Origin of the sequence: Candidatus Protochlamydia phocaeensis (assembly GCF_001545115.1) — a bacterium.
In the GTDB taxonomy this organism is placed as follows: Bacteria; Chlamydiota; Chlamydiia; order Chlamydiales; family Parachlamydiaceae; genus Protochlamydia_A; species Protochlamydia_A phocaeensis.
In genome coordinates this window covers 103,319-123,406 of the sequence record NZ_FCNU01000021.1, presented here as the reverse complement: position 1 = coordinate 123,406, position 20,088 = coordinate 103,319, and the positions used below count along the sequence as shown (strand labels likewise).

14 protein-coding genes are annotated in these 20,088 nt (G+C 44.4%); 9 read left to right on the top strand and 5 right to left on the bottom strand.

Annotation, left to right across the window (positions count from 1 at the left end; genetic code table 11):
• Window positions 1-22: 22 nt before the first annotated feature.
• Window positions 23-586, bottom strand: coding sequence for a SycD/LcrH family type III secretion system chaperone (locus BN3769_RS07325; RefSeq protein ID WP_068469095.1), 564 nt, complete (start codon window positions 584-586; stop codon window positions 23-25).
• 236 nt (window positions 587-822) lie between these two features.
• Here BN3769_RS07325 and BN3769_RS15135 point away from each other — a divergent pair, with 236 nt between their 5' ends.
• The 5 genes from BN3769_RS15135 to BN3769_RS07305 all read left to right on the top strand — a co-directional run bounded on the left by BN3769_RS15135 (window position 823) and on the right by BN3769_RS07305 (window position 4,388).
• A complete protein-coding gene (locus tag BN3769_RS15135) occupies window positions 823-954 on the top strand; it encodes a hypothetical protein (protein WP_255354188.1) in 132 nt (43 codons plus the stop codon).
• A 66-nt stretch (window positions 955-1,020) separates the two neighbouring features.
• Window positions 1,021-2,154 carry a branched-chain amino acid transport system II carrier protein gene (locus BN3769_RS07320; protein ID WP_079989464.1) on the top strand — a complete coding sequence of 378 codons (1,134 nt, stop codon included), beginning with the start codon at window positions 1,021-1,023 and terminating at the stop codon, window positions 2,152-2,154.
• 12 nt (window positions 2,155-2,166) lie between these two features.
• Window positions 2,167-2,499 carry a tRNA-binding protein gene (locus BN3769_RS07315; protein WP_068469094.1) on the top strand — a complete coding sequence of 111 codons (333 nt, stop codon included), beginning with the start codon at window positions 2,167-2,169 and terminating at the stop codon, window positions 2,497-2,499.
• A gap of 145 nt (window positions 2,500-2,644) precedes the next feature.
• Window positions 2,645-3,118, top strand: coding sequence for a hypothetical protein (locus BN3769_RS07310; protein WP_154017852.1), 474 nt, complete (start codon window positions 2,645-2,647; stop codon window positions 3,116-3,118).
• Window positions 3,119-3,242: 124 nt separating this feature from the next.
• Window positions 3,243-4,388: an AI-2E family transporter gene (locus BN3769_RS07305; protein ID WP_068469091.1), complete on the top strand. Its 1,146-nt coding sequence runs from the start codon at window positions 3,243-3,245 to the stop codon at window positions 4,386-4,388.
• Between the two features lie 102 nt (window positions 4,389-4,490).
• On the opposite strand, the gene mfd is transcribed toward BN3769_RS07305, so the two are convergent.
• A complete protein-coding gene (gene mfd, locus BN3769_RS07300; protein ID WP_228840646.1) occupies window positions 4,491-7,781 on the bottom strand; it encodes a transcription-repair coupling factor in 3,291 nt (1,096 codons plus the stop codon).
• Window positions 7,782-8,104: 323 nt separating this feature from the next.
• On the opposite strand from mfd, the gene BN3769_RS07295 reads away from it, so the two are divergent.
• Window positions 8,105-8,857, top strand: coding sequence for an SIMPL domain-containing protein (locus tag BN3769_RS07295; RefSeq protein WP_068469090.1), 753 nt, complete (start codon window positions 8,105-8,107; stop codon window positions 8,855-8,857).
• A gap of 115 nt (window positions 8,858-8,972) precedes the next feature.
• On the opposite strand, the gene alaS is transcribed toward BN3769_RS07295, so the two are convergent.
• The 3 genes from alaS to BN3769_RS07280 form a co-directional block, all read right to left on the bottom strand.
• Complete coding sequence (gene alaS / locus BN3769_RS07290) at window positions 8,973-11,606, bottom strand: alanine--tRNA ligase (protein ID WP_068469089.1); 2,634 nt, start codon at window positions 11,604-11,606, stop codon at window positions 8,973-8,975.
• A gap of 560 nt (window positions 11,607-12,166) precedes the next feature.
• Window positions 12,167-13,354 (bottom strand): NADAR family protein, encoded by a 1,188-nt coding sequence (locus BN3769_RS07285; RefSeq protein ID WP_068469087.1) that lies wholly within the window; start codon window positions 13,352-13,354, stop codon window positions 12,167-12,169.
• A gap of 185 nt (window positions 13,355-13,539) precedes the next feature.
• A complete protein-coding gene (locus tag BN3769_RS07280; RefSeq protein ID WP_068469085.1) occupies window positions 13,540-14,661 on the bottom strand; it encodes a hypothetical protein in 1,122 nt (373 codons plus the stop codon).
• A 310-nt stretch (window positions 14,662-14,971) separates the two neighbouring features.
• Between BN3769_RS07280 and tkt the strand changes: the two genes are divergently transcribed.
• The 3 genes from tkt (at window position 14,972) to hemG (ending at window position 19,817) form a co-directional block, all read left to right on the top strand.
• Window positions 14,972-16,933 (top strand): transketolase, encoded by a 1,962-nt coding sequence (gene tkt, locus BN3769_RS07275; RefSeq protein WP_068469160.1) that lies wholly within the window; start codon window positions 14,972-14,974, stop codon window positions 16,931-16,933.
• Between the two features lie 430 nt (window positions 16,934-17,363).
• Window positions 17,364-18,440, top strand: a complete 1,077-nt coding sequence (hemE, locus tag BN3769_RS07270; RefSeq protein ID WP_079989462.1) for a uroporphyrinogen decarboxylase — start codon at window positions 17,364-17,366, stop codon at window positions 18,438-18,440.
• Window positions 18,441-18,443: 3 nt separating this feature from the next.
• Entirely contained in the window at window positions 18,444-19,817 is a 1,374-nt protein-coding gene (hemG, locus tag BN3769_RS07265) for a protoporphyrinogen oxidase (protein WP_068469084.1), read from the top strand.
• The last annotated feature ends 271 nt before the right edge of the window (window positions 19,818-20,088 follow it).

The following is a 20,088-nucleotide window of genomic DNA, read 5'->3' as shown; positions in this document are numbered from 1 at the left end:
GAGAATGTTGTGTAATAAAAAATTAAGGAGTTGATCCTTGTGTTTTGGATTGCATTTCTTCTGTTTTTGTCTGAGATAAAGCGCCTAATATCAATTGAGCGCGTTGCTTGAGTTCTGCATATTCGGATTTTTCATTTGCCCGCTTGACGACCATGCGCAAAGCCACACAAGCAGAGGCTAAATCGCTTTGATGTAAAAAACAATCGGCGGCATAGAAATAGGGAAGGGGATTGGCCGGATCCAATGAGCCGCATTGAAGATAGCTATTGGCAGCCAATTCATACTCTTTTAACATGAAACAGCAAGTCGCAAATCCATAAATAAAATTCACATCTGATTGATTGAATACTAATAAGACAGCAAATAAAGCCTTGGCATCTTTGTACTTTCCGGCCGAGTATAACTGATACGCCCGCTCGTACAGCTTTTTCAGGTGTTCTTTTGTTAAATTCAATGTCTGTTGACTGATAATTCCCTGTTCGATGAGATGGTTAATCAAGCGCTTTTTATTTGATTGCAGAGAAGCATTAAGATTAGATGCCTGTCCATCGCTCTCTCTTAAAGAAGTTTTTTTAACTTTAGCCATAATAAACCTAATTATTTAGGTGGTTTAATTAAATAAAATCTGTTCTCTTGTTTTATATATTATAAACTAAAATAAATTAATTGTGTTGCTGTTTTAAAATATTTTTTTTATTTCGAATGAAATGGGACTTAATTAATTAAATTTTAATCGATTTGAGGTTTTGATTTATTTTGACCTTGTCAGAAAAAATGGATTTAATTATACTTATTTTAAGTTACAAAAAAGTACCCTATTTTATGAACCCGATGAGCGCTCCCCTTTCCTTTCTATCTGCGTTTGAGAGCGCATCTGCCTGCTCATTTTTTGTAGGTGGAATTGTCGAGCGTTTAGCCGTCGTTAAAGTCGTCTCCGTCGTCGTGCGCGCTTAGCGCACTATTTCTGTTTTCCCCTTTATTTCATGCCTTAAATAATTTTAATACAAGCGATGGAGCTTTATGTCATCTTTTAAACGACTTGATTTATACGCCTTAGGATTGGCGATCTTTTCGATGTTTTTCGGGGCGGGAAATATTATATTCCCTCTTGCTTTGGGCAAGCACGCTCTTGACCAAACACCTTATGCCATTGCCGGTTTGCTCTTAACGGCTGTTGCCATTCCTTTTTGCGGATTGTTGGCCATGTTTTTATATGAAGGGAATATCAAGGCTTTTTTTGGCCGTTTAGGACGGATTCCCGGTCTTTTGCTGGCATTCGCCATTATTGCCCTTTTAGGGCCTTTGGGTTCAACGCCTCGCTGCATTGCCTTGGCTTATTCGACTTTTCAGCTGTCTTTTCCAGGGATATCTTCTACTGTATTTAGTGCAATTTCTTGTGTCATTATCTTTTTTCTGGCTTATAAAAAGAATCGGCTTTTAGACATTTTAGGCTATATTTTAACCCCCTTACTTGTTGCTCTGTTGGCTGCTATTGTCTTTCTGGGAATTCTAAATGCTCCTTCCGAAAATCAGGCGTGGCAAGCGGGCGGATTGGAATTATTTTGGCACGGTTTGAAAGAGGGCTATAATACAATGGATCTATTGGCTGCCTTCTTTTTTGCTCCTGTGATTATTGCTTTTATGCAAAAGAAAACGGCTTCCTTCTCGTCTGCTTCTGAGCGGTTGGGATTTATTTTGAAGGCAAGCGGTATAGGAGCGTTGCTTCTTTCTGTCGTATACATTGGCTTTAGTTGTATTGCAGCCTCTTATGCAGATTACTTAGATTCTCTGCCTTCCGATCAGCTGCTTGCCGCCCTTGCCTTTAAAATCTTGGGACCTCAGGCAGGATTGATTGTTTGCTTGACTGTCGTATTGGCCTGCCTGACGACGGCAATTGCCTTGATTGCTGCTTTTGCAGACTTTATGCAAAAAGAGATATTAAAGGAGAAAGTCAGCTATCCTCTCGTTTTATTGGGCTCCCTGATTTTGACTTTTAATATTGCGATTTTTGAATTCCAGGGCATCTCTCAATTTTTAGGCCCCATCTTGGAAATTTTTTATCCGGCTTTGATTGGACTCACAGCAATTAATTTTGGACAAAGCGTTTATCAATTGTATAGTTCGAAGTCAAATCTGCAATTTAAAGCTGAATAGAGAGGAATAAAAATGATTAGTTACGATGAATTTGCCAAAGTGGATATTCGCATTGGAACGATTGTGCAAGCGAAGGCTTTTCCTCAGGCCAAAAAACCTGCTTATCAGCTGCATATCAATTTTGGAGAAGAGATTGGGGTCAAGCGTTCTTCTGCTCAAATTACCAAGCACTATCATCCCGATTCTTTGATTGGCAAGCAGGTGCTTGCCGTCGTGAATTTTCCGCCAAAGCAAATCGGGCCTTTTCTATCAGAGGTCCTTGTATTGGGCTTAAGCGATGAATATCAGGAGATCATTTTGGTCTCTCCTGATCAGTCCGTTCCTAATGGAGGAAAGCTGCATTGATTAGTCAGCAAGCGAACTTCAGAAAGCTCGCATTGAAATTCGCTTGTTTATAATCTTATGGAAGATTAGATGGAGATAAGCAAGGTTTACCAAGCTTTGACGCTTGCTTTCTTGAAAGGAATATAACGTGAGGCAGAAGGAGGCGATGATGACAATTGATGGACCCAATCTGTGGAATAGCTATTTTAACGAGTGGGAAAGAATTGAAAAAGAAATTCTTTTACTCTTAAGGGATGAATCAGATAATGAAAAAGGGAATTTGTCTGTATTTCCTAATTCTGAATGCCAAGAAGGCGGCTGTCCGGTAGGTTTGACTCAAGCGGATGAGAAATTTGATAGGCGGCAAGCAGATCAAAATCTCGCGCATTTTGCTTCTCGCTTGGAGGTTGAAAATAAGGCTCTAATGCGCAAAACCAAATCCTCCTTTTCTATACCTATAGCGACAGATTCCCGTCTTTATCCCATTTTTTGCTATCAGTTAGATCTTTCGCGTCTGTCGGCTTCCGAATCGTCAAGCCCTATCTCTCAGACATCGACTGCTTTTTTCAATTCCCCTTCTGAACAAAAAGGAGAGAAAGATAATCACGACTCCTACTTTTCTAGGAATTTATTTCATTAATCCCCTTTAGGGGATAGACAATGGAAGGCAAGCTTTTGCCGAATCTCTTGCTATTAAGCTTTTCCATTCTTTTTTTTTAAAGGTTTTGCTATGAAAGGGAAAAGGACAAGGAAAGAGCGCTTGTATGGAAGAAAAAAAAGCTAAAGCCAATACGGTCATCAGGCATGCCATTTCTCCTTGGTATTATAATACATTTTTTAAATATGCCGTTGGGACGCTGCTCGTCCTGTCGATTATTCTCATTTTCTATCACGTCGCTTTTTTATTGACTCCGGTTTTCAATTTTGCTTCTTCGCTATTCATTCCCATTGTCGTTTCTTTCTTGCTTTACTATTTGCTAAGGCCGGCTATTTATGTTTTAGAGTATTTTAGGCTTCCGCGCTTTATTAGCATTTTGATTGTCTATGTCATTATTGCCATCCTTTTAGTCATTTTCTTTGCCTATATTGGCCCTCTTTTGGGCGAACAGGTTTCCGCTATTGCCAATACGTCCGTTGAAACGTTGGAGAAAATTAAAAAAAGCTCGCAATCCATTATTAGTACGGGAATGAGCGCCAATCTAGAGCATGAAATTGAAGTGCGCGTATTGGGATTGATCCAGCAAGCGACAGCTTTGCTCAGTCAAAATATCTTAGATATTGTGGGGTTTATTACCCGGGTTGCGACCATTTTAGCGGTTATTCCCTTCATCGTCTTTTATCTGCTCAAAGATGATCATGAAATAGCAGCAGGATTTTTGAAATATACTCCGAGCCATTTTGACAAAGAGATGCGCAAGATTTTAAAAAATATCGATGACACTTTGTCCAGCTACATCAATGGTTTAGTCATGGTTTCTTTTAGCATTGGGAGCATGCTTTTTATCGGCTATTTGATCATTGGCCTGAACTATGCGCTTGTCTTATCCGTCTTCGCCTTTATTTTTACGACCATTCCTTTCGTTGGGTCTTTCTTAGCTATCGCTCCTGCCATTCTAGTCGGATTGTCGATGAGCCCGTTGATGACTCTAAACGTGATTATTGTATTCGTGATCGTTCAGCAGATTGAATCCAATATTATTTCTCCCCAAATTATCGGGCACCGCCTCAATATTCGCCCGCTGACTTTAATCTTGCTTTTATTGGCAGCCGGATCTTTATACGGATTACTTGGCCTGCTTTTTGCCACCCCTTTTTATGCCATTTTCAAGGTGCTGGCAGAGAATCTCTATAAAATCTATCTTCTGCGCTATCAAAAGATCCAGGCCAAATTGTCCGCACCTGCAGAATAAAGTTAAGAGCAGATTAACCTGAGTTGGGAATTTTTGCCCTTTCGACTGCGTCAAAGCCTCTGAGATCAACGAATGGCAAGGCGGTCAATTTATTAACACCTTCTAAACGGTTTTCTCCAATTCTGCAACGATCCTTTTTTCCATTTCCTGTGGATTTTTGAACTTGGGCATGAGAATTTTTCTTGTCAACATGTCCTTGCCTTTGCGTTTTTCAATGAGCAATGACAATTTCTCTTGTTTAACAAGAGCGAATCCCTGCCGAGAAGCAAATACGCGGACGCGCGTTAAGTGATAAAGCCAAAGCGCCGGCTCAGGAGGTGGTCCAAAGCGGTCTTGCAGTTCTTCCCAAATGGCGTCCACTTCTTCCCATGAAAGCGCCTCTCCCAAGCGCTGATAAATCTCCATGCGCAAGCTGACTTCATTGACATAGTCTTCCGGAAGCCGGGCATCGACGGCAAATTCAACTTTAGTGTCTGCAATGGTACTGGGAACTTTGCCTTGCAAGGTCTGGATGGTGCGCTTGAGCATTTTACAGTAAAGATGAAAGCCTATAGAGGTCACATGGCCCGATTGTTCGGTGCCCAAAATGTCTCCCGCCCCTCTAATTTCCAGGTCTCTCATGGCAACTTTCATGCCTCCTCCATATCCTCCCGCTTCGGCCAAGGCTTGCAGCCTTTTGCGTGCCAATTCAGGCATGACTCTCAGATTGGGGACGAGGAAATAGGCATAGGCGCGCCGGTTCCAGCGTCCAACGCGGCCGCGCAGCTGATACAAGGCAGCCAGGCCGAAATGATCTGCCCGATCGATGAGGATGGTATTGGCATTGGGAATGTCTACGCCGTTCTCTACAATCGTTGTGGCAATCAGAATATCCGCTTGCCCATTTTTAAAGGCGTGAAAGGTAGCGTCAATTTCATCAGCATGCATTTGCCCGTGGGCCACCAGCACACGCGCTTGCGGCAAAAGCGCTTTGATACGTGCACTGACGGAATAAATAGACTCTACGCGATTGTGAATGATGAAGGCTTGCCCATCTCGTGCCAGTTCGCGCAAAAGGGCGTTTTTGATGACCTGATCGCTAGGCTCTGTGATAACGGTCTTGATAGGAAGGCGGTCTTGAGGAGGAGTGTTGATGACTGACATGTCGCGCGCGCCGATCAATGACATGTACAGCGTGCGCGGGATAGGCGTCGCGGATAGGGTCAAACAGTCAACGCCGAGCTTAAGCTTTTTTAAGTGCTCTTTCGCCTTCACGCCAAAACGCTGCTCTTCATCAATGATGACAAGGCCTAACTCTTTGAATTTGACATCTTCGCTGATCATGCGGTGCGTTCCAATGACAATGTCAATGGAACCATTGGCAACTCCTGTCAGCGTCTCTTTAATCTGCTTGGGAGAGCGGAAGCGCGAGAGGACGCCGATGTTGATGGGAAAGCTGCTCATGCGTTCGATAAAATTGTCGTAATGCTGCATGGCAAGGACTGTGGTCGGAACGAGGACGGCAACTTGCTTGCGCCCGTCTACAACAGCTTTAAAAGCGGCGCGCATGGCCACTTCTGTCTTTCCATAGCCGACATCGCCGCAAATCAGCCGGTCCATCGCTTTGTTGGTCATCATATCTTGCTTGATGCTGGCAATAGCTGCCAATTGATCTTCTGTTTCTGAGAAGGGAAATTCTTCCTCGAAAGCCAAAATATCCGGACTGTCGGCAGGGTAAGTAAAGCCTTCTTTGATCGCCCGCTGCGCATAGGCTTGCAAAAGCTCGGAGGCATAGCCCATGATTGCACGCTCTGTCTGCTCCCGCGTTTTTTTCCAGCGGCCGCTTCCCAATGCATGCAATTTGGGAATGTCTTCATTGGCGCCAATGTATTTTGTGATTAAATGCGCTTGATTGAGGGGAACGAAAAGCTTGGCATTGTCTGCATACTCAATGGTGAAAAATTCGCTTGGAATGCCTAAATGATTGGGCTTTTTCTCCATGCCCAAATAACGCCCAATGCCGTTATTGAGATGGACAACAGTTTCTCCGGGAGCTAAATCATAGGTCTCTGAAGGGGAAGTATGATAGGTGCTGCGCAGCTTTTGACGGCGGATCTTATAGCGGTGCGTAATTTCTGTGAGCGGCAAAACAACATATTGCATGTCTGGAATCACAAAGCCGCTTGAAAGATAGCCAATATGAAAATGCGTATGCTTGGGAAGGCGGACACCTGCATTGGCCAGGCGCTCATGCAAGTTTGCCTCTTCTAATTCGCTGGCGCACAAAAAATGCAGCCGGCCTGTTTCATAAGGAAGCGAAGAAAGCCGGCACAGCAATTCATCGCCTGTCGGCTCGCCCTCTTCTGAAGAAAAAAGATGGCCGCTAATGGTATTAAAAGGTGGGCGCCAGCGTTTGACTTGCCATTCGCGGTTAAACATTTGAAAAGATAAATGGTGGAAAATCGTCTGCTGCGAATAATAGCCGCCCGTTTTAGCATCTAAATGTCGAACATCGCTGAGTTCTTCAATCGGCTTTTGCGTCCAAAAAATTTTCTGCAAGGGCAGGACTTGATCAAGAAGCTGCTCGATTGAGCTGAAAAATTGATGATGTCCTCCCATGCTAATCAATGAGGCATAGCGATCTTCCAGAGCCAAAAGATCATCGAAAATGACAAGGGTATTGGGTCCCAGATACTCCAAAATGGATGCCTGTTGAGTCGATTGATTGAGCAGCTCCAGTTCTAAACCAGGCGGAATATCAGCTTGATCGACAGGGCGGATGGACTTTTGTCCAATGGGATCGTAAATGCGCAATGATTCTAATTCATCCCCCCAAAACTCTAGGCGATAAGGATCCGGGGAAGAAACGGGAAAAATATCAATGATGCCTCCCCGGACGGCAAATTCTCCCTTGTCGGATGCCACTGCTTTCCGTTGATAACCCATGGCCAATAATTTTTGGATCAAGTGATCAAAAGAAGGACTTTGGCCGGGCTTTAAAGTCAAGTAAAGGTCTTGAAAAATAGAAGGCGGAATAAGACGCTGAAGGCAAGCCTGCAAGCTTGTGAGAATAATATGCGGCTCGTTTGAGGCCTGAATTTCCTTTAAAACCTTATAGCGCTCGCCAACAATATCGGGGCTGGGGGGAATGCTTTCGGAAGGAAGAGTCTCCCAAGAGGGGAAATCAACGATTGGACGATTAGTGAATAAGGCGAAATCGTGGAAAAGGCGGACCTCTTCTTGACTGCTTCCCGTTAAAAGAAGCACATGCTTGCCAGTGGCCTGTTGAGCTAAAGCTGCAACGAGCGCTTTGGGGGCATTCCACAGCTCTTCGACTAAAATTGTGTCGGGATGCTGCAAAGCCTCTTGTAAAGCGAGGATATGTTCGCTTTCTAGAATTCCTTGTAGAATCATTTGTTTGAATCAAAATTAAGCTAAAGATGATAAGAAAAAAAGTATGTGTAATAGTAATAATACACTGTTTTAGAATTTAATAGGATGTTTATTAAACGCTATTCCAAGTAAATTCACTAAATAAAGAGAAGGGTTTGAGAATTTTGGAATTTAAATAAATAAATCTCTTTTAGAGGAAGTATTAAAACTCCTAATAACCTAGATTTGAAAACACCTTCTAAGAAAAAGAATCCGAATTTAGGGCATTAACAGCTTAATCGATCTTTTATTCAACTTGATTCCCCCTCTGTAAATGCGTATGGTAAGAAAAAAGGAGTTAAACTATGAAGCGATTCATTTATTTTTTAATGATTTGGAGCAACGTAATGGCTGCTTATTGCCAAGCTAATGACGAAGAAGAGACTCTCATTCCCAAACTGGTTGTAAGAGGGGAGGCGACGGTCTTTAAACCGGCAGACCAAATGGAGCTGACGGTAGGAGTTGTGACACAAGATGCGGATTCGAAAAAGGCTGTGAAGGATAACAATGAGAAAATGCGTCAAGTCTTGGCCAATTTAAATACGGTCGGCTTAGATCAGCAAGAGTATCAAACTGGCCGCTTCCGCGTTATTCCCATTTATCGTTCCGTTGATGACAAATCGCCGACTGGACCGACGATCAGTCACTATGAAGTGAGCAATACCATTCATATTAAAACACAGAAGCTCGATTTAGCGGAAAAAATCATAGGCGCTGTTGTGCAAGCCGGATCAAACCGAATTGAACAGATCAATTTTAATATCAATAATCCCCAGACTTACCGTAGCGAAGTGATTCACTTGGCTACTAAAAATGCCATTTCCGATGCACAGGCTTTGGCTGATGCAGCGCAAGTGAGTCTTATCAGAGTCTTATCCTTATCCCTGGATCAAGCGCAAAGCCATCCTCCTATGCCTATGATGCTGGCTAAAATGGCTAATGCAGATATGTCTTATGATGTGCCCATTGAAGCCGGACAAGTCGAAATCCATGCGGCCGTGAATGTGATTTTTGAAATTGGTCCTGTAAACAGCAACGACAAAGTAAAAATGAAATGAAAAATAGCATTTTGTCTAATGAAGGCCTTTTCTTGCCGCCTGAAAACGGCAAGAAAAGACCTTGAATACTAAGAGGATGTCTTAAAAATCCTTAAAAGTAGTTTTAAGACATTCTCTAAGAGCCAGAAACTTTTAAAAGATAGTCTTTTGCGTGTTGAAGAGCTTCAAGCAGCTTTTGCGGAGCTTTGCCTCCTCCTTGCGCTGCTTGCTGTTTTCCTCCTCCGCTTCCTTCGACGATAGGCATAATGGCCTTGATAATTTCATGCGCCGACACGCCCTTTTTCACCCAATCGTCGCTAACTTTGGCCATGAGCTGGCATTTATCCGGCAAGGCTGTGCCCAATACAATCGCTCCAGAGGAGAAGCGTGCGGACAGCAGGTCCAAGCAAAAGCGCAGTTCTTCAATGGAGCCAGAAACTTCTGCAATGACCATCGGCAATTGAGACGTTTTATCTGCTTGGGCCAATAGGCTATCAACCAGAGTATTCAATTGGTTTTTTTTCAATTCCTTTATTTCTTGGGCAAATTGCTTATTCTCTTCCAACAGTTTTGATAGACGTTCTTCAATTTGATGAGAAGGGACTTTCAGCAATTGGGCAACGTGAATGAGCGTATCCTCTTCCTGACGCTGCAGCATTTCTGCTTCCTGGCCGGTCACCGCTTCAATACGGCGGATGCCTGCAGCAATGCTGCTTTCCTTGGCAATGCGGAACAGGCCAATGTTCCCGACTGCCGACGTATGCGTTCCTCCGCATAATTCCTTGGAATAATCAATGTCGATTACGCGTACGCTCGAGCCGTATTTTTCTCCAAAGAATTGTTTGATGTCGTCTCTTTTTTGCGCTTCTTCATATTTAATTTCGTAATATTTAACAGGCGCATTTTCCCGGATTTTCTCATTCACCAGATCTTCAATATGCCGGAGCTCATCTAAAGTCAGGGCTTTGTGATGGCTGAAGTCAAAGCGTAGGCGCTGGGCATCGACAACAGAGCCGGCTTGCTTGACATGCTCTCCCAGTACACGATGTAACGCCCAGTGAAGCAAGTGGGTGGCTGTATGGTTGTTGGCAATCTTTTGACGGCGTTCGCGATCGATACTAGCCGTGACCGTATCTCCGACTTTAAGTGAGCCTTTCTCCAGTTTTCCTTGGTGAGCAATCAATCCCTTATAAGGCGCGATGCAATCTACGACAGTAAAAGATGAAAGAGCATTCTCTAATGCCCCTGTGTCTCCTACTTGTCCGCCCATTTCGGCATAAAAAGGCGTCTCGGATAGAATCACCAACGCCTCTTGACCTTCCTCTAGTTGGGAAACAAATTGACCTTCTACCACTAGCCCTAGCACTTTGCTATCAGCAAGGGCATGGGTATAGCCTAGAAATTTTGTCTCTCCATTCTGTTTAACGAAATCCGCAAAGATATTCTCCCCTGCGATTTGATGGACGCTCTTATGTACGCTGCGCGAGCGCTGCTTGGCTTCTTCTTCCAGCTGCTGGTAGCGTGGCTGATCCAAGCTAAGGTCGGAATCTTTGGCAATCAGCAAGATTTCCTCAAGGGGAAGCCCATACGTATCCTTTAATTTAAAGGCGTCATCTCCGCTGATCACGCGGTCGCTGGCTTGCGCTTTCTCAATGACTTGGTTGAGAATATTCCCCCCTCTTTTCAAAGTGCGGATGAACGCTTCTTCTTCGATGGTCAGAATTTCGGCAATGCGCTGCTGGCCTTTGATCAGCTCAGGATAGTCGCTTCCCATTGTTGAAACCAACTGGGGAAGCACGTCTGCTAAGAAGGGACGGTCCATGCCTAGTTGGCGTCCATAGCGGACAGCTCGCCTAAGCACTTTGCGTAAAACATATCCGCGGTCTACATTGCTAGGCTGGACGCCGTCGGCAATCGCGAACGCCAGGCAGCGCAAATGGTCGGCTATGACGCGGAAAGCAGGAGCGCGATTATCGTTGGGATGATAGGGAAGTCCTGTAATGGATTCCACTTGGGCAATAATGCTACGCAAGACATCTGTTTCAAATAAGCTATCCACTCCCATTTTTAAGCTGATCACGCGTTCTAGTCCGGCTCCAGTATCAATAGAAGGCTTGGGTAAAGGCTCTTTTTCTCCGCTGGGCTGGCGGTTAAATTGCATGAAGACCAAATTCCAAAACTCTAAGAAGCGCTCTCCATCTGTATCTTCAATAGGCTTAGACGCTTTTCCAAAATGGGATCCGCGATCATATAAGAGCTCTGAACAGGGGCCGCAAGGACCCGTATCTCCCATGGCCCAAAAATTTTCCTTTTCTCCGAAGCGCGTGATGCGCTCGGCAGGTACATATTGTGTCCAGATCTCAAAGGCTTCATCATCTTCTCGAAAAACAGTCGGCCAAATGCGGTCAGGTTCAAAGCCAAAAATCTTAGTGGAGACTTCCCACGCGAATTGGATGGCTTGTGCTTTGAAATAATCGCCAAAGGAAAAATTTCCGAGCATTTCAAAGAATGTCAAGTGGCGGCTGGTATGGCCCACATTTTCCAAGTCATTATGCTTGCCTCCCACGCGGATGCATTTTTGACTGGTAGCGGCCCGCTTATAATCCCGATGGCTATTTCCTAAGAAAACATCCTTGAATTGGTTCATGCCCGCGTTGATAAAAAGCAAGGTGGGATCGTCATGAGGGACAACGGACGAAGAAGGAATGACGGCATGCTGATGATCTTTAAAATATTGTAAAAATTGACGGCGAATGGTTTGTGTTAACATAAAATTCCATGACATGTTAAGCGATTAAAATCTAAGTTTTAAGCGACTGCATTAAGTTTTGCCTGATTGCTAGAGAGGCAGCCTTTTCACTGATTACGGATTACCCTCATTTGAGCTTAACGCACTGGCGTAAAAGGCTGGAAAATGCCTACTAACTTGAGTGTTTTTACCCTTTCGACTGCGTTAGAGCCTCTAATACATGATAAGCAGGTCCATATTAAGGACTCGCTAGTCTTTTCTTCTCTGCGAGGGTTTTCACGCAGTCAAAAGGGTAAAAACACTCAACACTCGGTTACTACTGCCAAATGCTAGCAAATAATTTTAATCAGGAAAGAAGTAATCTTAATCTCTATCTCTCTAAATTTCAACTTTATTCTAAATGAAAAAGGTCTAAATTAAAGCCATTAATTAATGAATTGTTTATGGGAAAAAGTATTATAATGAATGCTTGATAAACGAAGCTTTTTATAAAGAGAAAGACATAGGAATTAATTCCTTACTTTTCTCTGTATGCAGAAGAGGGATTCATTGCCTAATTAGCGAGGTACCCTAACAAAAGATTAAAAGATCTGATAGTTTAGCGACCTTGGTTGGTTGGCATAAGAGGCAAAGGCCTGTACTTGCATTTGATCGCTTGTGTCATCGGGCGGTGGACAAGGCTTGCTATCTCTTATTGCCATCAGCATTTTACCCAGCATATTTTTTCCGGTCCCATTGCTATTGTCCGACCAGTAATTATCCCGCGTTGCCTGATTGTGCTCTAATAAATAAGCTCCTTGGGTGTCTTGCAAAAGTTGAGTTAATTCAGGATTTTGTTGAAATTTTGCATTGAGGACGTCCCACATGACTTGGTCTCGCACCCCATTGCGCCAATTAGAAGCAAACACGTTGGGATATTTGCGCTCAAGCTCTCGATTAAGCTGAAAGGCCTTTTCACCGTCGCAAGTAAAAAATTCACGCATTTTGGGATCGTTGAGCAGGCTTGCATGATTATTATTTTGAGCGGCTAAATAATATTTGCGCCATTGAAAAGCCGCCTCTGAGCACTTGAACGTATGCCCCCAAAGTTGAATGCCATGAGGACAGATCGCAAAATTGCCCAAAAATTCTGTAGGACCTGATTTATAAAAGCAGACTAATTTGGTGCCTTGCGGATTAATTGGAGCCTGTGCAATCGCTCGCACTTGCGTCTGTTGGATAATGGCCGAAGAAGGAAAAGAAGAGGAATCTGATGGATTTGCATTTGATAAGGGGACATGCGGAAGAAGATTGGTGCGGATATGCGCAGCCTTAGCAGCGCCCCATCCATCCGGCTGGTTGATTTTTCCATTGATCAAGGCTTCTAACGTTTGCCTAGGCTGAGGACTTTGTAGCGCTTGATCAAATAAGGAAACAAGAGTTGCTCTTTGATTGTCTCTCAAATGTTTTCCCATCGTGCGATTCATTTCATTTGTCAAGACTGTCTTCAAAGAAGACGCAACAGGATTCGAGGGGGTAAGAAGGTTGCGATTTCTGACTTGGCTAATTCTTTGTAAATGGGGATTATTTGTTCCTGTCAATTCTTGGACTTTTCTTTGCCTAAAATAATAAGAAGCGCCCAGGAAGGCAACTAAGCCGCCGACTAAAAAAAAGAGAGAGCCGATTGCTGTAGCCAATATGATTTTATTGACATCTTTTTTATCAAGCACATGATGCTGGGAATTATATTCCACTGAAAAAGGACGGCTAGTAAAAAGATTGACTTGCATACGAATAACCTGAATTTAGATGACTTATATTTATTACAATTTAATTGTTAAATTGACTTGAAGATTCTGCAAATTAAATGTTAATCAAAATATTTTATTCAGGTGTTGTAATTATATTTTAATATATTTTGTAAAAAAAGCAAACCGTCTGAAAAAGTTTAGAAGAGCCATTCGATGCTAGTTATTTAACAATGAATAGGCTGAAACCAATCTTGGTAAGTATGCTGGGCTTTTTGGGCTAACCAAAAGAGACCATTCAAGGGATCCAAAATAGGCAAGTTTTCTGTTAAATTGCTAATTTGGCTGGCAAGCGGTAAAGCGGGGGATTTGTTGGCCTGTGCTTTAATCACTTCGATCATTTGCCCTCCCCAAGGCGGATAGCGGCCTGGGGGAAGGGGAGAGAGGATAGTCGTTCCTTCCGATAGATCTACTTGTAGAGAACAGATATGGCCGATCGGCAAGACGACATCTAAAGTTTCTCTTCCTGCCTGCTGGATGGCGGGTAACTGCGGACCGATGGCTTGTTCTACCTGCGTTAAACCGGCCTCCAATTGACCTAAAATAAAGGCTGTCGTTTTATCTGTATCTAGCTTGGTCAGGATGCGGTCGGCCAATAAGCGTCCCTTTGCAATTTCTTGCCGCAAAAGCGCTTGATCGTTCCGTAGTTGTTGCTGATAGCGCTCCCAATCCGCTACGAGTTCCGTAAAAGCGTCATATTTGGCTTGCGGATCTCCATTGGCCAATAAATACGCATCCCTTAAACACATGCTAAGCTTAAAAGCCTCCCATAAGACGGACGCGGCGCATCGCAGAACTTTTAGCGTTTGCTGCATTAAGCCCATCACTTCGACTTTCAACCAAAGCTGAAAAGAAGGGGAAAACTGGGTCGGTTGGCTGATCGACGGTTGATTCCAATTGACGCGATGATAAGTGGGAAAATGGCAATAGAAAGTCTGTTGAAGATGGCGATAAGACTGATAAAGCCGATGATATTGATGGAAAAGGTCTTCTGCGCATTTAGTGATAAGAGCGACTTTTAGAGCGTAGGACCCAACTGTTGTATAATCGCTTATCAGGTGGAGGGCAGCTCCATAAACAGCCGGATGGCCGGCATTTCCTTCCTGGGCTCTTTGAAAAAATGCATAACTTTTAGCCGTGCGGTAATAGAGGTGAGCCTTGCCGAAGAGATCTGCAGTCGTATGCAAAAAAGCGGGAATGGGATAGTGCGTCTGGACGTCTTCGCAGACAGTTTCCTTAATGGCTAGAAAAACATTGTCCATAGAAATGATGGAATCCTTATGCGGCATGCATAGCGCGCCTGTCCATTCACTATATAGAATTAATATTTTCTTTGTCAGTAAAGTTTTAAATTGAGATAGGCCCTAAGCGACATGCATTCCGGTTCAGGACCGCGAAAAGGACTCACTTCCCATGCAAAGGAAGAGGAGTTTTGCTTGCCACTTTTTGAGCTTTATCGGTAGATTAATAGGTCAAGATTATAAATCCTTAAGTAATGGTTAAAAAATGAGTACTAGTCTTCAACCCTCAGACCTGAAGCTCGCTTCATTAGAACTTATCAAAAAGACAAAAGTTTTAGACTCTGATTTTAAGTTGGTTATGTCTAAAATTGCCAATACCATCCGGGGGCTTTCCATGGATGCCGTGCAAAAGGCGGATTCCGGCCATCCGGGGCTGCCGATGGGATGCGCTGAACTAGGCGCTTATTTATATGGGGCTGCTCTGCGCCATAATCCTAAAAATCCCACATGGCTTAATCGCGACCGTTTTATTTTATCAGCAGGCCATGGGTCGATGTGGCTGTATGCCTGCTTGCACTTGGCCGGATATAAAGTTTCTCTAGAAGATATTAAGCATTTTCGGCAACTGCATTCCGTTACTCCTGGGCATCCTGAATCTTTTATGACGGAAGGCGTAGAGACGACGACGGGGCCATTGGGCCAAGGGGTTGGCAATGCGGTCGGACAGGCATTGGGTTTTAAGCTTCTGGCTGCCAAATTCAACACGGACAACCATAAAATTTTTACTAATAAAGTTTATGTTTTAATGGGCGATGGCTGTGTGATGGAAGGCATTTCGGCAGAGGTTTCTTCTCTTGCGGGACATTTAAAGCTGGACAATTTGGTCGCCCTCTACGATGCCAATCAAGTTTGCTTAGACGGTCCTTTAGCTGAGGCGTGTTCGGAAGATACAAAGGCGCGCTACCTCGCCTATGGGTGGGATGTTTATGAAATCGACGGCAACGATTTAGACGCCATCGATGCCGTTTTTACCAAAATCCATCAACGGCAAGAGCGTCCTTGTCTGATCATCGCGCGCACAATTATCGGGAAAGGCGCTCCTAATAAAGCGGGAACTTATAAATCGCACGGGTCTCCATTAGGACCAGAAGAAGTAAAAGCAGCCAAAGAAGCCCTCGAAATTCCTCAAGAAGAGTTTTATGTTCCTCAGGCTGTTATGAATTTTTTCCAAAATAAGCTCATCCATGATGCCCAAGAAGAAGAAAAATGGCATCAAACTTTTGAAGCTTGGACGAGGGAAAATCCTGAGAAGGCTAAAGAATTAGAGGCGATGATGCGCCATCAAGTCCCGCAAGACATCGAACAGAGATTAGCCCAGTTGGCCATCAAAGCGCCTATTTCAGGGCGCAAGGCTTCTCAAGAAGTGATCAACTTGCTAGCTGATTCATTCCCCCAACTCTATGGTGGATCGGCCGATTTGTCCTCATCTGATATGACTTCAATGAAAAAATTTCCTTTGGTAGGCCCGGGTCAATTCCAAGGACGCAATATTAAGTATGGTGTCCGCGAATTCGGCATGGCGACCATGGCAACGGGCCTTTATCAGACAGGGCTTATCGTTCCCTTTATTGGAACGTTCTTAGCTTTCTCGGATTATATGCGCAACGCCATTCGTTTAGCAGCTTTGCAGCATGCTCAAGTGATCTACCAGTTCACGCACGATTCGATCTTTTTAGGAGAGGACGGGCCTACCCATCAACCGGTTGAACACTATGCGGCTTTAAGGGCAATTCCTCATTTGCAAGTGATCCGTCCGGCCGATAGCCGCGAAGTTAAAATGGCCTGGATTGCTGCTCTAAAATACAAAGGACCCACAGCCTTGATTTTATCCCGTCAAAATTTGCCTGACCTGGAAGCGACGGATATTCCTTATGCAGAAGGAATGGGCCGCGGAGCTTATATTGTGAAAAAGGAAAAATCGAAGCCCGATTTTACCTTGCTGGCAACGGGATCCGAGCTGTCTTTAGCCTTAAATGTGGCGGAGGAGTTGGAAAAGTTAGGCAAGTCTGTGCGCGTCATCTCTATGCCCTGCTGGGAACTGTTTGAAAAGCAAGAGGCTGATTATAAAGAGAGCTTGCTAGGCGGAGACATCGGCAAACGTGTCAGCATTGAAGCCGGAGTGGATCTTGGCTGGCATAAATATATCGGCCGAGACGGAATAGCCATTTGCATGGAAAGTTTTGGCGCATCAGCCCCAGCTAGCGTATTGGCCAAAGAATATGGCTTTACGGTGGAAGATATCCTGGAGCGGATTTTGTAATGCTGAGCATTATGGCATGAGAAAACTCGTGTTATTTAGCCAATTTTCTCTCAACTTTCCTCTGCGATCTCTGGGTTTGGTTTCTTAGCCGATTGAGAGGTAATTTCAATGGCTATCCATTGATAACCACAGAAAACAGAGATTGCAGGGGAAATATTAGATATTGTTAAGCCAGCGAGTGAGTTTATCGATTAAGAGTTGAATAGATTGAAAAGGAAATTTTTCATTTTCATCTATGGCTATTATTTCTGTAAGGAGGTGTATTAAAACCCATAATAACTTATATTTGAGATTATTTTTTCCCTAGGAAGCGATAGGAAATAGCGGACAATATTGAGCGCATATGGCTATCTCCTATTGCTTTTTAGGAAAAAGAACTCGAATCTAGGTCATTAGCGGTTTTAATATACCCTCTAAAAGGCGGTTCATCATGTTTCCTTTGCCCACTCCATGTCATGCTAGCCACTCTATTGATCTACGGGAAAAGCCCGCGTCTTCCAATTCTTTGCTATTGCAGGCTCTGCAAGGGACCAATCACGCGCGGCCTCCAGTTTGGCTGATGAGGCAGGCGGGACGCCACTTGGCTTCTTATCGGGCGTTGCGCCAGAAGTATGATTTTCTTGAAATGTGCCATCAGCCTGAATTGATTGCTGAAGTCACTATGATGCCCATTAAAGCTTACCAAGTCGATGCGGCGATTTTATTTTCCGATATCCTTGTTATTCCGGAGGCCTTAGGGCTTGGGGTCCGCTTCGAGGACCGCGTCGGGCCTATCATTGAAAGGCCTGTCTCCAGTCGCCAAGCGGTCGAAACCCTTCACGATCCTGTAGACCTTTCCGCCCTGCATTTCGTTCAGCAAGGCATCCAGTGTTTAAAGCCTCAATTAAAAGTGCCCCTTATTGGTTTTTGCGGAGCTCCCTTTACTGTGGCGAGCTATATGGTCGAGGGGAAAACGAGTCGGGATTTTAAAAAAACCAAGCAATGGATGCTTAGCGATCCGCAAGGGTTCCACCAGCTTTTGCGTAAAATTGCCGATTGGTCGATCGCTTATCTGAATATGCAAATTGAAGCTGGTGTCGAGGCTTTGCAGATTTTTGATTCTTGGGCCAACTCCTTGGCTTATGCCCAGTTTAAAGAATTTTCACTCGCTTATCTGGACCTGATTTTAAAAGGCCTCAAGCGATCTGTCCCGGTCATCCTGTTTTGCCGAGGCTCTTCTGTTTTTGCTCCCGAATTAGCCGAGATCCGACCGGCAGGAATCGGACTGGACTGGAATTGCTCCCTTTCCCGCATGCGGCAATTTATTCCCCTTCCCACAGCCCTGCAGGGAAATTTAGATCCTGCCATCCTCTATGCACCGCTTCCCGTTATCGAACGCGAAGTCAATCGGTTGCTTGATGAAATGCGAGGCGACCCGGGATTTATTTTTAATTTGGGACATGGCATTGCGCCCGATGTATCGGAAGAAGCGGTCCGCACACTTGTTCAATGCATTCAAAAGAGGTAGAAAATGGCACGCCAAATAATCATTTTAGGAGCAGGCATCAGTGGACTGGCAACGGCTTGGTTTTTAAAAAAACAGCTTGGTGCGGAAGCTAATCTAACTGTATTGGAAAAAAACTCGCGGATAGGCGGCTGGATTCAAAGCGCGCAAGTCGATGGCTTTTTATTTGAACAAGGCCCGCGCAGCTGCCGCTCGCGAGGGGCAGGGCGCAAGACGTTGGAGCTTGTAGAAGCCTTAGGCCTGCACAAGCAAATCGTCACTGCCCATCCTGCTGCTCGCGATCGTTTCCTCTACTGGAAAGGCCGTTTGCAGGCGCTTCCACGCCATCCATTCGCTTGTCTTTTTTCTCCTCTCATGAAGGGATGGATGCGCACGTTATGGCGCGATTTGAAGGCTGCCAGAGGGAGAGGGGATGATGAAAGCATTTATTCTTTTTTTAATCGGCATTTAGACCCGGCATGGACCGATCGCTTAATTGATCCCTTTGTATCGGGCATTTATGCCGGCGATCTGAACAAGCTTTCGATTAAAAGCTGCTTTCCGCTATTGGACAAATGGGAACAGGAGCAGGGGTCTCTTTTAAAAGCCGCTTGGCGTCATCCGAAACGTCCTCCTTCTTCCAGCGCTTTTGTTCGTGCGCTTGAGCGCTCTTCCCTATTCTCTTTTCAAGATGGTCTAGAAACGCTGCCCCGCGCTCTTGCTGCTCAATTGGAAGGGACGATTCGCTTAAATTGCGGCGCGCAATCCCTGGCTTTGAATAAAAACGGAGTAAAAATCAAACTGGAGAACGGGGAGGAATTGGAAGCCGATCAACTCATTTCTACTTTGCCGGCGCAGCCCCTCTCTTCCTTATTGTCTGCGTCTTTGCCAACCCTATCGGCGGTTCTCCATAGACTGAATTATGCGACTGTTTTTGTCGTCAACTTGGGATATCGGCAAAAAGTGCTCAAACAAGAAGGATTTGGCTATTTAATCCCCTTTCAAGAAGGCGAGCCTGTATTAGGCTGCGTCTGGGATTCTTGCGTCTTTCCCCAGCAAAATAGACAAGAGGGAGAAACGCGGTTGACGGTCATGATCGGAGGAACACGCCATCCTTTGCCAGCGGCACAATCTGACTCTGATCTCCTTCAGCTGGCCTTATCCGCTTTAGAACGCCATTTACATATTACTCAATCGCCTGATAGCTTTTCCATTAAAAGCGCTTGCCAGGCTATTCCGCAATATGAAGTAGGCCACCAAGAGTGGATCCATCACGCAAAAGAACAAATGTCGGCTTGGCCGCACGTCGTCTTGAGCGGCACTCCCTTTCATGGCGTATCCGTCAATGATTGCATTGCCGAAGCAGAACAAGTTGCTCTGCAGTGTGCATTGCAAAAATGAACAGTTTTTTTATAATTAGCATTTACCGTTATTGGTTGCTAAGTTTTGATCTTTATGTTACAATAAAAATGAAATCATTGATATTTCGCATGCATCTATCTGAGAACCTGAGTTTGATTTTTTCTTGCCTTTCGACTGCGTCAGAGCCTTGGAGAGGAGCAAATGACGAGTAGATCCGTATAAAAAAATAGAGACCTGCTCGCCATTTTTCATCTGCATGAGCTTTCATACTGGTTCAAAAGGCAAAAACTCAAAACACAGGTTGAAAATG

Bases quoted from the DNA above. Each gene is read 5' to 3' on its own strand.
- BN3769_RS07315 (WP_068469094.1), top strand. From the start codon at position 2,167: ATGATTAGTTACGATGAATTTGCCAAAGTGGATATTCGCATTGGAACG.
- hemE (WP_079989462.1), top strand. From the start codon at position 17,364: ATGTTTCCTTTGCCCACTCCATGTCATGCTAGCCACTCTATTGATCTA.
- BN3769_RS07320 (WP_079989464.1), top strand. From the start codon at position 1,021: ATGTCATCTTTTAAACGACTTGATTTATACGCCTTAGGATTGGCGATC.
- BN3769_RS07295 (WP_068469090.1), top strand. From the start codon at position 8,105: ATGAAGCGATTCATTTATTTTTTAATGATTTGGAGCAACGTAATGGCT.
- BN3769_RS07280 (WP_068469085.1), bottom strand. From the start codon at position 14,661: ATGCCGCATAAGGATTCCATCATTTCTATGGACAATGTTTTTCTAGCC.
- BN3769_RS15135 (WP_255354188.1), top strand. From the start codon at position 823: ATGAACCCGATGAGCGCTCCCCTTTCCTTTCTATCTGCGTTTGAGAGC.
- mfd (WP_228840646.1), bottom strand. From the start codon at position 7,781: ATGATTCTACAAGGAATTCTAGAAAGCGAACATATCCTCGCTTTACAA.
- BN3769_RS07310 (WP_154017852.1), top strand. From the start codon at position 2,645: ATGATGACAATTGATGGACCCAATCTGTGGAATAGCTATTTTAACGAG.
- BN3769_RS07285 (WP_068469087.1), bottom strand. From the start codon at position 13,354: ATGCAAGTCAATCTTTTTACTAGCCGTCCTTTTTCAGTGGAATATAAT.
- tkt (WP_068469160.1), top strand. From the start codon at position 14,972: ATGTCTAAAATTGCCAATACCATCCGGGGGCTTTCCATGGATGCCGTG.
- BN3769_RS07305 (WP_068469091.1), top strand. From the start codon at position 3,243: ATGGAAGAAAAAAAAGCTAAAGCCAATACGGTCATCAGGCATGCCATT.
- hemG (WP_068469084.1), top strand. From the start codon at position 18,444: ATGGCACGCCAAATAATCATTTTAGGAGCAGGCATCAGTGGACTGGCA.
- BN3769_RS07325 (WP_068469095.1), bottom strand. From the start codon at position 586: ATGGCTAAAGTTAAAAAAACTTCTTTAAGAGAGAGCGATGGACAGGCA.
- alaS (WP_068469089.1), bottom strand. From the start codon at position 11,606: ATGTTAACACAAACCATTCGCCGTCAATTTTTACAATATTTTAAAGAT.